This is a genomic window from Kosakonia sp. BYX6, assembly GCF_038449125.1.
Taxonomy (GTDB): domain Bacteria; phylum Pseudomonadota; class Gammaproteobacteria; order Enterobacterales; family Enterobacteriaceae; genus Kosakonia; species Kosakonia calanthes.
The window spans coordinates 4,719,868-4,735,129 of sequence record NZ_CP151800.1 but is presented as its reverse complement, the minus strand read 5'-3'; the positions used below and the strand labels follow the sequence as shown (position 1 = coordinate 4,735,129).

At 52.8% G+C, this 15,262-nt stretch carries 15 protein-coding genes; 1 reads left to right on the top strand and 14 read right to left on the bottom strand.

Going from position 1 to position 15,262, the window contains the following annotated elements:
• Window positions 1–18: 18 nt before the first annotated feature.
• From atpD to asnC, 12 genes are all read right to left on the bottom strand, one after another.
• Entirely contained in the window at window positions 19–1,401 is a 1,383-nt protein-coding gene (gene atpD, locus AAEY27_RS22130) for a F0F1 ATP synthase subunit beta (protein WP_342322888.1), read from the bottom strand.
• Window positions 1,402–1,427: 26 nt separating this feature from the next.
• Window positions 1,428–2,291: a F0F1 ATP synthase subunit gamma gene (gene atpG, locus AAEY27_RS22125; RefSeq protein ID WP_017458047.1), complete on the bottom strand. Its 864-nt coding sequence runs from the start codon at window positions 2,289–2,291 to the stop codon at window positions 1,428–1,430.
• A gap of 50 nt (window positions 2,292–2,341) precedes the next feature.
• Window positions 2,342–3,883, bottom strand: coding sequence for a F0F1 ATP synthase subunit alpha (gene atpA / locus AAEY27_RS22120; protein WP_312211633.1), 1,542 nt, complete (start codon window positions 3,881–3,883; stop codon window positions 2,342–2,344).
• Between the two features lie 12 nt (window positions 3,884–3,895).
• Window positions 3,896–4,429 (bottom strand): F0F1 ATP synthase subunit delta, encoded by a 534-nt coding sequence (gene atpH / locus AAEY27_RS22115; RefSeq protein WP_342322887.1) that lies wholly within the window; start codon window positions 4,427–4,429, stop codon window positions 3,896–3,898.
• A gap of 14 nt (window positions 4,430–4,443) precedes the next feature.
• Window positions 4,444–4,914: a F0F1 ATP synthase subunit B gene (gene atpF, locus AAEY27_RS22110; protein WP_342322886.1), complete on the bottom strand. Its 471-nt coding sequence runs from the start codon at window positions 4,912–4,914 to the stop codon at window positions 4,444–4,446.
• A 58-nt stretch (window positions 4,915–4,972) separates the two neighbouring features.
• On the bottom strand, window positions 4,973–5,212 hold the full coding sequence (atpE, locus tag AAEY27_RS22105; RefSeq protein WP_007369368.1) for a F0F1 ATP synthase subunit C: 240 nt from the start codon (window positions 5,210–5,212) through the stop codon (window positions 4,973–4,975).
• Window positions 5,213–5,260: 48 nt separating this feature from the next.
• Window positions 5,261–6,079, bottom strand: a complete 819-nt coding sequence (gene atpB / locus AAEY27_RS22100) for a F0F1 ATP synthase subunit A (RefSeq protein WP_342322885.1) — start codon at window positions 6,077–6,079, stop codon at window positions 5,261–5,263.
• An 8-nt stretch (window positions 6,080–6,087) separates the two neighbouring features.
• A complete protein-coding gene (gene atpI / locus AAEY27_RS22095; protein ID WP_342322884.1) occupies window positions 6,088–6,468 on the bottom strand; it encodes a F0F1 ATP synthase subunit I in 381 nt (126 codons plus the stop codon).
• A 617-nt stretch (window positions 6,469–7,085) separates the two neighbouring features.
• Complete coding sequence (rsmG, locus tag AAEY27_RS22090; protein ID WP_342322883.1) at window positions 7,086–7,709, bottom strand: 16S rRNA (guanine(527)-N(7))-methyltransferase RsmG; 624 nt, start codon at window positions 7,707–7,709, stop codon at window positions 7,086–7,088.
• A 100-nt stretch (window positions 7,710–7,809) separates the two neighbouring features.
• The gene (gene mnmG, locus AAEY27_RS22085) at window positions 7,810–9,699 is read right to left on the bottom strand and encodes a tRNA uridine-5-carboxymethylaminomethyl(34) synthesis enzyme MnmG (protein WP_342322882.1); all 1,890 of its coding nucleotides are present in this window, start codon (window positions 9,697–9,699) and stop codon (window positions 7,810–7,812) included.
• Window positions 9,700–10,071: 372 nt separating this feature from the next.
• Window positions 10,072–10,521: an FMN-binding protein MioC gene (mioC, locus tag AAEY27_RS22080; protein ID WP_342322881.1), complete on the bottom strand. Its 450-nt coding sequence runs from the start codon at window positions 10,519–10,521 to the stop codon at window positions 10,072–10,074.
• A gap of 119 nt (window positions 10,522–10,640) precedes the next feature.
• Window positions 10,641–11,099 (bottom strand): transcriptional regulator AsnC, encoded by a 459-nt coding sequence (asnC, locus tag AAEY27_RS22075; protein ID WP_007369362.1) that lies wholly within the window; start codon window positions 11,097–11,099, stop codon window positions 10,641–10,643.
• A 150-nt stretch (window positions 11,100–11,249) separates the two neighbouring features.
• On the opposite strand from asnC, the gene asnA reads away from it, so the two are divergent.
• The gene (gene asnA, locus AAEY27_RS22070) at window positions 11,250–12,242 is read left to right on the top strand and encodes an aspartate--ammonia ligase (RefSeq protein ID WP_342322880.1); all 993 of its coding nucleotides are present in this window, start codon (window positions 11,250–11,252) and stop codon (window positions 12,240–12,242) included.
• Here asnA and viaA read toward each other — a convergent pair.
• Together viaA and ravA are read right to left on the bottom strand one after the other, a co-directional pair.
• Complete coding sequence (gene viaA / locus AAEY27_RS22065; protein ID WP_342322879.1) at window positions 12,239–13,690, bottom strand: ATPase RavA stimulator ViaA; 1,452 nt, start codon at window positions 13,688–13,690, stop codon at window positions 12,239–12,241. The two genes, asnA and viaA, sit on opposite strands and share 4 nt — an antisense overlap.
• Window positions 13,684–15,180 (bottom strand): ATPase RavA, encoded by a 1,497-nt coding sequence (ravA, locus tag AAEY27_RS22060; RefSeq protein WP_342322878.1) that lies wholly within the window; start codon window positions 15,178–15,180, stop codon window positions 13,684–13,686. The genes viaA and ravA overlap by 7 nt, the downstream gene beginning before the upstream one ends.
• Window positions 15,181–15,262 lie beyond the last annotated feature (82 nt).

Sequence of the window (15,262 nt, the reverse complement as noted above, 5' to 3'; positions counted from 1 at the left end):
CACCCTCCGATTAAGGCGTTAAAGTTTTTTGGCTTTTTCCACGGCTTCGTCGATGGAACCGACCATGTAGAACGCCTGCTCTGGCAGGTGATCATATTCGCCTTCCATGATGCCTTTAAAGCCACGGATGGTGTCTTTCAGGGAAACGTATTTACCCGGAGAACCGGTGAATACTTCCGCAACGAAGAACGGCTGGGACAGGAAGCGCTGGATCTTACGAGCGCGCGCGACCACCAGTTTGTCTTCTTCAGACAGTTCATCCATACCCAGAATGGCGATGATGTCTTTCAGTTCCTGGTAACGTTGCAGCAGAGACTGTACGCCACGCGCGGTGTCGTAGTGCTCCTGACCAACAACCAGCGGATCCAGCTGACGGCTGGTGGAATCCAGCGGGTCAACGGCCGGGTAGATACCCAGGGACGCGATCTGACGGCTCAGTACCACGGTTGCGTCAAGGTGCGCAAAGGTGGTTGCCGGAGACGGGTCAGTTAAGTCATCCGCAGGTACGTATACCGCCTGAACGGAGGTGATAGAACCGGTTTTGGTCGAGGTGATACGTTCCTGCAGAACACCCATCTCTTCCGCCAGCGTAGGCTGGTAGCCTACCGCTGAAGGCATACGGCCCAGCAGTGCGGATACTTCAGTACCGGCGAGGGTATAACGGTAGATGTTGTCAACGAACAGCAGAACGTCACGACCTTCATCACGGAACTTCTCAGCCATGGTCAGGCCGGTCAGCGCAACGCGCAGACGGTTTCCCGGCGGCTCGTTCATCTGGCCATACACCAGGGATACTTTGTCCAGAACGTTGGAGTCGGTCATTTCGTGGTAGAAGTCGTTACCCTCACGAGTACGTTCACCCACGCCCGCAAACACAGAGTAACCAGAGTGCTCGATCGCGATGTTACGGATCAGCTCCATCATGTTTACGGTTTTACCTACACCCGCACCACCGAACAGACCGACTTTACCGCCCTTCGCGAACGGACACATCAGGTCGATAACTTTGATGCCGGTTTCCAGCAGTTCCTGAGAGCTGGACAGCTCTTCGTAGGAAGGTGCTGCGCGGTGGATAGCCCAACGCTCTTCTTCACCGATGTCGCCTTTCATGTCGATCGGCTGACCGAGCACGTTCATGATACGACCCAGTGTTGCTTTACCTACCGGGACTTCGATCGGGTGTTCGAGGTCAGTCACTTCCAGACCACGACGCAGACCGTCGGAAGAACCCATAGCGATGGTACGCACGATACCGCCGCCGAGCTGCTGCTGAACTTCCAGCACCAGCGTCTCGTTACTATTCTTAACCTCAAGAGCATCGTACACGCGCGGTACGGCATCCTGAGGGAATTCGACGTCAACCACGGCGCCGATTACCTGGACAATTTTTCCAGTAGCCATCATGAATCCTCTACGAATTAACCTGGTTATACCGCGGATGCACCACCGACGATCTCGGTGAGTTCCTGAGTAATGCTGGCCTGACGAGCTTTGTTGTAAACCAACTGCAGCTCTTTAATCAGGCTGCCGCCATTGTCGGTCGCGGCTTTCATCGCCACCATACGTGCGGCCTGCTCGCTGGCCAGGTTTTCAACAACACCCTGATAAACCTGAGACTCAACATAGCGACGCAGGAGAGTATCCAGCAACGCTTTCGGGTCAGGCTCATACAGATAATCCCAGGATTTACGCTTCAACTCTTCATCTTCTGCAGCCGGTAACGGCAGCAGCTGAGTGATGGTCGGAACCTGAGACATGGTGTTGATAAATTTGTTGCTAACAATATAAAGCTTGTCCAAACGACCTTCGTCGTAAGCCTGCAGCATGACTTTTACCGGGCCGATCAATTCGGACAGGGACGGGTTATCACCCATACCGGTCACCTGAGCGACAACGTTGCCACCAACAGAATTAAAGAAAGACACGCCTTTAGAGCCGATCATTGCGAGTTCGCTCTGAACGCCTTTATCGGACCATGCTTTCATATCCGCCAGCAGTTTTTTGAACAAGTTAATGTTCAAGCCACCACACAGACCACGGTCGGTCGACACCACCAGGTAGCCCACGCGCTTAACGTCGCGTTCTTCCAGATAGGGGTGCTTATATTCCAGATTACCGTTCGCAAGGTGACCAATCACTTTGCGCATGGTATCTGCATAAGGACGGCTGGACGCCATGCGATCCTGCGATTTACGCATTTTGGAAGCGGCGACCATCTCCATCGCTTTAGTGATCTTTTGCGTGTTCTGGACGCTTGCGATCTTACTACGTATCTCTTTTGCGCCGGCCATGAGCTTCTCCTCAATGCCTTGCGGCCTGCCCTAAGACAAGCCGCCAGACGTTACCAGGACTGGGTTGCTTTGAAGGAATCGAGGATGCCTTTCAGCTTGCCTTCGATTTCGTCGTTATAGCCACCGGACTGGTTGATTTCTTGCATCAGCGGAGCGTGATCACGGTCGACGTACGCCAGCAGAGCGGCTTCGAAGCTACCGATTTTCGCCAGTTCCACATCTTCGAGGTAACCGCGTTCAGCCGCGAACAGCACCAGACCCTGCTGTGCAACAGACATTGGGGCATACTGTTTCTGCTTCAGCAGCTCGGTCACTTTCTGACCATGGCTCAGCTGTTTACGGGTTGCTTCATCCAGATCGGAAGCGAACTGAGAGAACGCTGCCAGTTCACGATACTGTGCCAGCGCGGTACGGATACCACCGGACAGTTTCTTGATGATCTTGGTCTGAGCTGCACCACCCACACGGGATACGGAGATACCCGGGTTAACCGCCGGACGAATACCGGAGTTGAACAGGTTGGTTTCCAGGAAGATCTGACCATCGGTAATAGAAATTACGTTGGTCGGAACGAACGCAGAAACGTCACCCGCCTGAGTTTCGATAATCGGCAGCGCGGTCAGGGAGCCGGTTTTACCTTTCACTTCACCTTTGGTGAAGTTCTCAACGTATTCCGCGTTTACGCGGGATGCGCGCTCCAGCAGACGGGAGTGGAGGTAAAATACGTCGCCCGGGAATGCTTCACGTCCTGGCGGACGACGGAGCAGCAGGGAAACCTGACGGTAAGCAACAGCCTGTTTGGACAGATCATCGTAAACGATCAGCGCATCTTCACCGCGGTCACGGAAGTATTCGCCCATTGCGCAACCGGCATATGGCGCCAGGTATTGCAGTGCAGCGGATTCAGACGCGGTCGCCACAACAACGATCGTGTTGGACAGCGCGCCGTGCTCTTCCAGTTTGCGAACCACGTTGGCAATGGTGGACGCTTTCTGGCCGATAGCCACGTACACACATTTGATGCCGGAGTCACGCTGGTTGATGATGGCGTCGATTGCCATCGCGGTTTTACCGGTCTGACGGTCGCCGATGATCAGTTCACGCTGACCACGACCGATTGGGATCATGGCGTCAACAGATTTATAACCGGTCTGAACCGGCTGATCGACGGATTGACGATCGATAACGCCCGGCGCGATAACTTCGATCGGCGAGAAGCCGTCGTTATCAACCGGACCTTTACCGTCGATCGGCGCACCCAGGGTGTTCACCACGCGACCCAGCAGGCCACGGCCAACCGGAACTTCAAGAATACGGCCAGTACACTTAACCTTCATGCCTTCGGCGAGGTCAGCATACGGACCCATCACAACTGCACCTACGGAGTCGCGCTCCAGGTTCAGTGCGATAGCGTAACGGTTACCCGGCAGAGAAATCATCTCGCCTTGCATACAATCGGCCAGGCCGTGAATGCGGATAACACCGTCGCTTACAGAAACAATAGTACCTTCGTTGTGAGCTTCACTCACAACACTGAACTGAGCAATGCGCTGCTTGATCAGTTCGCTGATTTCGGTGGAATTCAGTTGCATGCTCCAGTCCCCTTAAGACTGCAAGACGTCTGCAAGGCGTTCAAGACGGCCGCGTACGCTGCCATCAATGACCATATCACCCGCACGGATGATTACGCCTGCCATTACAGACTTATCGATATTGCAATTCAGCTTCACTTTGCGTGACAGACGTTTTTCCATCGCTGTGCTGATTTTCGCAAGCTGTTCTTCACTCAGTGCGGTGGCGGAAGTCACTTCGACTTCGGCGATAGCTTCGCTGGCCGCCCGCAATTGAATAAACTGCTCGAGAACATCAGGGAGCACCTTAAGACGACCGTTTTCGGCCATCACACGAATCAGGTTTTGGCCTTTTTCGTCCAGTTGCTCACCACATACGGCGATAAACGATTCAGAGAGCGTTTCCGGCGCCAGTGCACCGGAGAGAAGCTCTGCCATATGTTCGTTTTTCGTCACCTCGGCGGCAAACGCCAGCATATCCTGCCAGCGATCAACACTCTGGGTTTCGACGGCAAAGTCAAAAGCTGCTTTGGCGTAGGGGCGAGCTACCGTTACAAATTCAGACATCAGCCCCTCCCTCCTTACAGTTCAGCGACCAGTTTATTCACGATGTCGCTGTTAGCAGCTTCATCCACGGAACGCTCGATGATCTTCTCGGCACCGGCAACAGCCAGCAGAGCCACTTGCTTACGCAGCTCTTCGCGAGCGCGTTTACGTTCGGCGTCAATTTCCGCCTGCGCCTGCGCCACGATTTTGTTACGTTCCTGCTCGGCTTCAGTCTTCGCTTCGTCCAGGATCTGAGCACGGCGTTTGTTCGCCTGTTCGATGATTACCTGAGCTTCAGCTTTCGCTTTTTTCAGCTGGTCGGTCGCATTGGCCTGCGCAAGATCCAGGTCCTTTTTAGCGCGTTCTGCGGAAGCGAGACCGTCAGCAATTTCTTTCTGACGTTTTTCGATGGCAGCCATTAACGGCGGCCATACATACTTCATGCAGAACAGAACGAACAGGACAAACGCGATGGCCTGGCCGAGGATTGTTGCGTTTAGATTCACAGCACAATGCCTCTTATCTGGTTAACGTTCTAAACAATTGCTTGAAAAGCAACCCTTACTACGCGACAGCAAACATCACGTACAGACCCAGACCCACAGCGATCATCGGGATAGCATCCACCAGACCCATAACGATAAAGAACTGAGTACGCAGCAGAGGAATCAGATCCGGCTGACGTGCTGCGCCTTCCAGGAATTTACCCCCGAGGATGCCGATACCGATCGCAGCACCGATTGCCGCCAGACCCATCATCACAGCGGCAGCCAAGTACAGCAGATCCATATTCAGGTTTTCCATGACAGTCTCCAGTTTGTTTCAGTTAAAACGTAGTAGTGTTGTTAAAAATCAATGCTCTTCGGACGCCATCGACAGATAGACAATCGTCAGAACCATGAAGATAAAGGCTTGCAGCGTAATGATCAGGATGTGGAAAATGGCCCATGGCACATTCAGAATCCACTGTGACCACCACGGCAGAAGACCCGCGATCAGAATGAAAATCAACTCACCCGCGTACATGTTGCCGAACAGTCGCAGACCGAGAGAAACCGGTTTGGACAGCAGGCTCACGCCCTCAAGGATAAGGTTTACCGGAATAAATACCGGATGGTTGAACGGCTGGAGAGTCAGCTCTTTAGCGAAACCGCCAATACCCTTCATTTTGATGCTGTAGAACAGAATCAGGATAAATACGCCCAGCGCCATCGACAGCGTAATGTTAACGTCAGCAGACGGTACAACACGCAGCGCAGGCAGACCCAGAACATGCTCACCGATGTACGGCAGCAGGTCGATAGGCAGCAAATCCATCAGGTTCATCAGGAATACCCAGACGAAAATCGTCAGGGCCAGTGGCGCGATAAGCTTGCTTTTGCCGTGGTACATGTCTTTGACGCTACCATGAACAAAACCAATCACCAGCTCGATCGCCGTCTGGAATTTCCCCGGGACGCCGCTGGTCGCTTTCTTCGCTACGCTACGGAACATCACCAGGAACAACAGACCCAGTACCACTGAGAAAAACATGGAGTCGATATTCAGCGTCCAGAAAGTGGCCGGGGGGTTATGCGGATCCACCAGCGAGAAGGTACGTAAGTCAATCTGAAGGTTATTCAGATGGTGACCGATGTACTCCTGCGGTGTTGAGATTTCTCCTGCAGACATGATGCCTCTTACCCTTTGTTGTTAATTACAGCAGGCGCCAGTATTTGAACGACCAGCACCGAAACCCACGTGACTATCAGCGGCAAAAAAGCCACCTTAAAAACCGCCAGCGCCACCATCAGTAACACGAATGTCAACAACACCTTGAGTGCTTCACCGAAGGCGAAGGTCCAGGCCACGCGGCCTATAGCAGGTGTATGCGCCTGATGACGCCAGGCAAAAATCATAAACAACATATTCGGCAATAAGACTGCCATACCTCCGCACACGGCGGAAATGCCCCAGAAGGGGTCTTTGAGGCTAAACAGCAATCCACTTGCCATTACTGCCAGAAACTGAATAAGCAGAAGCCTGCGAGCAACGTTGCGACTATCAAGCGACACAGACATGACGTTTCTTAACTCCTGCTCCCTTAGAGGTATGCCGCGTGTCGTATAAAACGTTCTTTAGGGCCGCGAGTCAAGCATCAAAAAGCGGTCAAATTATACGGTGCGGCCTCGTGATTTCAAACTATAAGTAGCGAAAAGGTGAATAAATGTTTAAATATTTTTCACGAGGGCTATTTTTAAACTTTTGGCGAAACTGTGAACCTTCGAGCAAAAGTACAAATAACGCGAAAAACGTGGCGGCAAAGCGTGCACTCGGTCACAAAATAAACATTTATGCGTCTGCCTGATTAATCACGTCGGGAATTTGATACTTTTCATCTTTCTGATATTTAAGATGATTTATCACAACTCTTTTTAAAACACCCACCTCTACAACGAAAACCTTCCGTTGACATTTTTAATAATTATTTTACATCTCAATTTGGTTCTGTTTGCCGATTTTTAGCGGACTGATATTTTCGCGGTTGATTATTTTATCCGTTAATAAAATTATCATCGTTAAATGTCAGAAAAATCCTGGTAAATAGATTGTTAAATGTAACCAGAAGTATCATTGATTTTAGTCTCGTTTTTTAACAATCAAGCAACAGCACGAATTCAACATTTTTTGATAATTATTAAATTTTATTTGCTTTAACGATGACCAAATGACGTTCACCGTCGAGGTGAGGAACATCAAGCTTAATAACGGCTTCAACGGCTAAATGAGCAGGTAACAGCGCAATTTCATCATCAGGTACCAAGCCCTTCAGCGCGTAGAAACGGCCCTCTTCGCCCGGCAAGTGGTGGCACCAGTTCACCATATCGTTCAGCGAGGCAAAGGCACGGCTGATCACACCATCGAATGGCGGTTCGGCTGGAAAATCTTCTACACGGCTCTGAATCGGCTCGATATTGCTCAATTTCAACTCGTGTTGTACCTGGCGTAAAAAGCGCACGCGTTTTCCGAGGCTGTCGAGCAACGTGAAGTGAGATTCAGGGCGAACGATAGACAACGGAATGCCAGGCAAACCCGGCCCGGTACCCACATCGATAAAACGTGTCCCTTGCAGGTAAGGCGCAACCACAATGCTGTCGAGGATATGGCGGATCAGCATCTCGTTCGGATCGCGTACCGACGTCAGGTTGTACGCTTTGTTCCATTTGTGGAGCAGTTCGACGTAAGCCACTAGCTGTTGTTGCTGAAGATCGGACAGCGAAATGCCGGCTTCATCCAGCAGACGAGAGAGTTTATTGAGCACAGTGAATACCTGTTGAAATACTAAATGGCGGGTAGCGCACACTTACCCGCTTTACGAAGTTCAGTAGGCCCGGTAAGCGCAACCGGGCAATGGCAAAGCATTAAGCGCTGCGGCGCAGCATACCCTGTTTTTTCAGCCACACCAGCAGAATGGAGATAGCCGCCGGTGTGATCCCGGAGATACGCGATGCCTGACCAATGGACGACGGTTTGTGATCGTTGAGTTTGGCGATCACTTCGTTGGACAGACCATTCACCTGGCGATAATCCAGTGACGCAGGCAGAAGCGTATTTTCGTTGCGCTGCTGTTTTTCAATTTCATCCTGCTGACGCGCGATGTAACCCTCGTACTTCACCTGGATTTCCACTTGCTCAGCAGCCTGCTTATCTTCCAGTCCCGGTGCGAACGGCGTCAGCTGTACCAGCTGCTCGTAGGTCATTTCCGGGCGCCGCAGCAGATCTTCACCGCTGGCTTCACGCGACAGCGGCGCGGTCAGGTGCGCATTCACGTTAGGTGCATGTTCGGAAGCAGGGGAAACCCACTGGGATTTCAGGCGCTGGCGTTCACGCTCAATGGTCTCCAGCTTCTCGTTGAAGCGCGCCCAACGCTCATCATCCACCAGACCCAGTTCACGACCGGCTTCGGTCAAACGCAGATCGGCGTTGTCTTCGCGCAGCATCAGGCGGTATTCCGCACGGGAAGTGAACATGCGGTACGGTTCTTTGGTACCCAGCGTGCAGAGATCGTCCACCAGTACGCCCAGGTAAGCCTGATCGCGACGCGGCGCCCAGCCCTCTTTGTCGGCAGCGCTGCGTGCGGCGTTCAAACCGGCCAGCAAACCTTGCGCCGCGGCTTCTTCATAGCCGGTGGTGCCGTTGATTTGGCCCGCGAAGAACAGCCCATGAATGTATTTGCTTTCCAGCGTCGGTTTCAGGTCACGCGGATCGAAGAAATCGTACTCAATGGCATAGCCAGGACGAACGATTTTCGCGTTTTCCATTCCCTGCATGGAACGGACAATTTGCATTTGCACATCGAACGGCAGGCTGGTGGAGATACCATTCGGATAAATTTCGTTGGATGTCAGGCCTTCCGGCTCGAGGAAGATCTGGTGTTGATTACGATCGGCAAAGCGCATCACTTTGTCTTCGATCGACGGGCAGTAACGCGGGCCGATCCCTTCGATCACCCCGGCATACATCGGGCTGCGATCGAGGTTATTACGAATTACGTCATGGGTTTTTTCGTTGGTGTGCGTGACATAGCACGGCACCTGACGCGGATGCTGAGCGGCATTGCCCATTAACGAAAACACCGGCATCGGGTTATCGCCATGCTGCTGCGCCAGGACACTAAAATCGATAGTGCGCGCGTCAATACGCGGCGGCGTACCGGTTTTCAGGCGGCTGACACGCAACGGCAGTTCACGCAGACGGCGTGACAGCGGAATCGACGGCGGATCGCCTGCGCGGCCACCGCTGTAGTTATCCAGACCGATATGGATCTTGCCGTCAAGGAATGTCCCAACGGTCAACACCACCGCTTTGGCGCGGAATTTAAGCCCCATCTGGGTCACGGCACCGACAACACGATCGTTTTCGACAATCAGATCTTCAACCGCCTGCTGGAAGATCATCAGATTCGGTTGGTTCTCCAGCGCGGTACGCACCGCCTGGCGGTAAAGCACGCGATCCGCTTGTGCACGGGTTGCCCTAACGGCCGGGCCTTTGCTCGCGTTTAGTATCCTAAACTGGATGCCAGCCTGATCGATCGCTTTCGCCATCAGCCCGCCAAGCGCATCCACTTCTTTTACCAGGTGTCCCTTCCCAATACCGCCGATCGCCGGGTTGCAACTCATCTGCCCCAGCGTGTCGATATTGTGTGTCAAAAGCAGAGTCTGTTGACCCATACGCGCTGCGGCCATTGCGGCCTCAGTGCCTGCATGACCCCCGCCAATGATGATGACGTCAAAAGGATCCGGATAAAACATGGTGGTATGCCTCGCCTAAGCGGTTAGAAATGGGATTGAAGCCCGGGCCGTGGATTCTACTCAACTTTAGTCCAGTGAGAAAGGATCGGATCCCTGGGTATTAAAAAGAAGATCTTTATTTAGAGAGATCTGTTCTATTGTGATCTCTTATTAGGATCGCGATGTCTTGTGGATAACCCGGATCATCGCTTTAAGATCAATTCATTAGGCAGGATCATTAGCTGTGAATGATCGGTGATCCTGAACAGTATAAGCTGGGAGCAGAATGGCTAGTTATACACAACTCAAAAACTGAACAAGGGTTATTCATTGGATAACTACCGGTTAATAAGGCCTTTTAAGCATAGTTATCCACATCTGATCGCGCGATCTTTAATCGTTATTGAGTAAATTTTTCCAGGATCCCAACCATTCTTCTGCCGGATCCTCCGGAATATCGTGTTCGAGAATGTTGATCTTCAGTGTTTCACCGATCTGTTTAGCGCCATTTGCTATTAATGAAGCCTCCAGTTTTTCAATCGCCTGACAAAAAGTGTCATATTCGCGACTGCCAATACCGATGGCGCCGAAGCGCACCTGCGACAGATCGGGTTTTTGCTCATTCAGATCATCAAGAAGCGGTTGCAAATTCTCAGGCAGATCGCCCGCACCGTGGGTGGAACTGATAACCAGCCAGATGCCCTGCGGCGTCAGATCGTCTAATAGCGGGCCATGCAATGTCTCGGTGCTAAAACCTGCGTCTTCCAGCTTTTCTGCCAGATGTTCCGCCACATATTCCGCGCCACCAAGGGTGCTGCCGCTAATAAGAGTAATGTCTGCCATGAAATCCCGCTCCGTTTTACTCGCCCTTCGGCGACAAAGTGAGACGCATTGTACGCTGTGAATGGGCTGGGATCTACCTGTGGACAATGCGGGTATTAAGAGGGGATGAAAACGCCCGGTTAAGGGCGGATCGTACGCATAATCGGGTTTTGCAGGGAGATCAGTGTTTCCGTGGACTGAATCTCATCAATTGTTTGGATCTTGTTGATAAGTACCTGCTGGAGCGCATCGATCGAGCGGCACATCACCTTAATAAAGATGCTGTAGTGACCGGTGGTGTAATACGCCTCCGTTACCTCTTCCAGGCTTTCAAGTTTTGCCAGCGCGGACGGGTAATCTTTTGCGCTTTTCAAAATGATGCCGATAAAGCAGCAAACGTCGTAGCCCAACTGCTTTGGGCTGACATCAATTCGCGCGCCGGTAATGATCCCCGCCTGCTTCATTTTCTCTACACGCACATGAATCGTGCCGGGGCTGACGCCAAATTGTTTGGCCAGTTCGGCATAAGCGGTGCGCGCATTGGCCATTAACGCGTCGAGGATGCCGCGGTCCAGATTGTCGATTTGATAATTTTCCATACGGTTTTCTTATGAATAATGAGGATTCATTCTATTTTAGCCGGTGATTTTGTCGATTCAAAAGCGCTAACGGCTTTTTAATTGCTGATTATTGAGTTGGAGCGATGTTTTGTTGCTTAATTAAAAGCCTCAGGAGACAGGAGTAACATAATGAAAACCGCTTACATCGCTAAACAACGCCAGATTGCCTTCGTTAAATCGTTCTTTTCCCGCCAGCTGGAAGAAAAATTGGGCCTGATTGAAGTCCAGGCACCGATCCTCAGCCGCGTCGGTGATGGCACGCAAGATAACCTGTCGGGGTGCGAAAAAGCGGTACAGGTCAATGTGAAAACGCTGCCGGATGCCCGCTTTGAAGTGGTGCATTCACTGGCGAAATGGAAACGTCAGACGCTGGGTCAACATGATTTCAGCGCCGGGGAAGGGCTGTACACGCATATGAAAGCCCTGCGCCCGGATGAAGACAGGCTTTCTGCCATTCATTCTGTGTATGTTGATCAGTGGGACTGGGAGCGCGTACTGGGTGATGACCAGCGCAAAGTGGCGACATTAAAAAGCACCGTGGAAGCGATCTGGTCCGGGATCAAAGCCACCGAAGCCGCCGTCAGTGAACGATTTGGTTTGGCACCGTTCCTGCCAGAGCAGATCCACTTTGTGCACAGCGAAACCCTGCTTGAGCGCTTCCCGGATCTTGACGCGAAAGGCCGCGAGAAAGCGATCGCCAAAGAACTTGGCGCGGTGTTCCTGATGGGGATTGGCGGTAAACTCAGCGACGGTAAACGTCACGATGTCCGCGCGCCGGATTATGATGACTGGAGCACGCCGGCAGAATCTGGGTTTAGCGGCCTCAACGGCGATCTTCTGGTGTGGAACCCGGTGCTGGATGATGCGCTGGAACTCTCATCGATGGGGATTCGCGTGGATGCCGAGGCATTAAAACGCCAGTTGAAACTGACTGGTGATGAAGAGAGGCTGCAACTGGAGTGGCACCAGGCGCTGCTACGCGGTGAAATGCCGCAAACCATCGGCGGCGGTATTGGCCAGTCACGCCTTACCATGCTGCTGCTGCAATTACCGCATATTGGGCAAGTGCAGTGCGGTGTCTGGCCGTCATCAGTGCGCGAACAGGTTGCCGATCTGCTTTAACGTCGCCAGCGGCGCAGCAAGCGGCTGCGCATCCCGGTATCAAAACGCCAGATATGATCGAAGATGCGCATGATGCCGGGTTTGCCATGCACCGACATGGCTACCGCGTGAAAGCGGTGTTGATGCACATGTTGCAGTTCTTTCACTTTACTTATCACCTCGTCCGGCAGCCGCTGGGCGATAAAATCAGAAATCACCACCGCATCGGCGTCATACCACTCCCCGCCCTGCATCCGTTCGATGACGGCACGAAAGCAACTCGCCAGATCGGTGCCGCCGCGAAAGCGCTGGCTGAGAAAACGAATCGCCTGTTCCAGACCCTGCGCACTGGTCAGTTCATAACGCACCACTTCGCTGGAAAACAGCATAATAAAGCAGCGCCGTTTGTCCGCCAGCGCCACGCGCATCAGTGCCAGGCAAAATGCTTTCGCGCACTGCTCATTAAAACCGCCCATTGAACCGGAGGTATCCACGCAGACGATAAACGGCCCGCGCGGCTGTTCATCAAAGTCCTGGTGGATAACCGGCCGTTCAGTGACCTTTTCCCGCCAGGCGTCGCCGTGCAGCCGGTAAGTCAGCAACTGCTTCTCCACCAGCCGCCGGTAAAATTCATATTCCAGTTCGGTAATGCCCAGCGTCGCCAGTTCCGGCGGCAACAGGCGCAGAATATCATCACTCTGATGCAGCCCATCGACCTGTTCGGGGACAGTTGCCGGTTCGCGCACCAGTGTGCGGAACGTTTCCATTGGCGCATCTTTGCGCGGCATCGAATGGGCTTCGCGCGAGCGGCCAAGCTGTTCCGCCAGCTGCTGAAGCTCCGGCTGTTCTTTGAGGAAATCGCCATATTTAATGATCAGTTGATAATCGCCGCGTTTAATCTGCCCGGCGCTCATATCCCACAGCCGCCCGGCGGCGTTCTCATTTTCGATCAGCACCGGCTCAAGCTGCCCGCTAAGGGTCATGCGCTCCTGCACTTCACTCAGCAACTGCTCGCGCTCATCTTCCAGAAGTTGCTGATTAAACGCGGTGGTTTGTACCACCAGGCTCAACCGCCAGCGTTGTAAAAACAGCGTATGCAGTGCAGGCGTAAATACCGGGTTATCAGCGACCATCTGCCGCGCCTGCGCCGCGAAGGGGGATTCAAGCTTGTCGAGCAAAGCGAGGATTTGCGGTAGCTGGATGGTGAATTGCGATGTCGAAAGTAGCTGGTTTTGCTGGTAACTCAGCACTTCCTGCGCCAGTTCCGGCGGTACATGCGCTTCTTGTAAATGTTTTTTCAGCGCTGCGCGCCAGCGGGGAATATCTTCCGTAATGGCGTGCTTGAGTTTGGGAAACTTTTCAAAAAATATCGCCAGCTGCGGTGAGGCCAGTAAAAGGACGAGGAGATCTTCAATCAACGCCTCTTCACTGATGGTAAGCATGATGTTCAGCGTTTCCAGCGTTAGCATTGACGCGCCTGTTGGATCTGCGCTCTGACATCCTGCAAGCTGGCTTCAATGCGACCCAACCAGTCGCCGGGAATAAACAAGCATTTTTGCTGCTCGCTAAAGCGGGTGTGCTGCTGGTGCCAGTTATTGTCGAGTGCTTCCAGTTGTTGCTTTATCTCTTCCGGAACGTTTTCGGTTGTCGTTCCCGGCAACGCAAGGCGCGAACCCTGCAAGCTGACGTCGCGAATCACTAAATGCAGGCTGGTGTCGACTTCCAGATTCAACGGTTGCGCAAAGCCGATGCCATTCAGCTTGCCGCGGATCTCACCGCCTTTCGCCAGCCACTGTTCCAGCGCGTTGCGCTCAATAGTGACGTGAATGACATTTAAATCATGCAGTTTCAATGGCTGTTGCAACAGTAAGGTCAGCACCGGCTCATTCAGATCCGCAGGCAAATCGTAATGTGGACGACGGCTAAACATGCCGCCCTGACGGCTGACTTTGAGGGCTGTTTTGTCGCTTTGCTGCTGCTGAAGTTGCAAATGGCGCTGCGCGATAGTGCTGAGCTGCGCCAGCATCGATTGTTGTTGCCAGGCCTGCCCGGTCATCAATATTTCCAACTGTTGTTGCAGCAGGTTCATGCCTTGCGCATCGTGCCACAGGCAATCTTTCAGCAGGATCAAATCGATGGGTGCCACCGCGTCGCGGCCGCTGAAAAAGGCGCTCGACTGCAACAGGCGAATGGCTTTTTTCCAGCGCCTGTCGGAAACATAAGGCGCATTCGGTAACGCGTCTAGCTGTTGGCGCAGCGTATAGATCAGTTCAAAGACGTGATCCGGCAACGTGACATGGCCGATCTCTTGCTGCCAGCGCGCGTATTCTTCGTCGGTGATTTGCAAATCGGAGGGAACCGGGTTGTCATTCTCATCTTGCTGGCTTACCAGCATTGAGCGGAAGTTGCCTTTCTCCTGCACTTTGCCCAGCCACAGGCGAATCAACATTCGGTCGTATAACGCTTCCAGGCTGCTGTCGGATTCCGGGAGTTCGTTAGAGGCCGCCACCAGCAAGCGCATTGGAATTTTCTCTTCGCGCGCGCCGTTACGAAAACGCCGTTCGTTGATGGCGGTCAGCAGCGTATTGAGGATGGCCGGGCCCGCTTTCCAGATCTCATCCAGAAACACGATTTCCGATTCAGGAAGATAGCCGCTGGTTAAGCGCTCATAGCGCCCTTCATCTTTTAATGCCTGGATAGACAGCGGGCCAAACACCTCTTCCGGTGTGGAAAAGCGGGTCATCAGGTATTCGAATGCGCGGGCGTGCTGAAAAGCGAATTTTAGGCGGCGAGCGATCAAGCTTTTGGCGATACCCGGCGGCCCGAGAAGAAACACGCTTTCGCCGCTCAGGGCGGCCAGCAAACACAGCCGTATGGTATGGCTACGCTCGAAGAGACCTTTTTCCAACGCGCTGCTTAAGCGGGAAATTCTTTCTGCTAATAAATGTGAGTGAGCCATAATAAATTTGCGTCCTTCGCCGTGTTATCCGGCTTGCAAGAGCGAGTATAGACGTTCCTGAAAGCGCTGGTAATAGACTGAA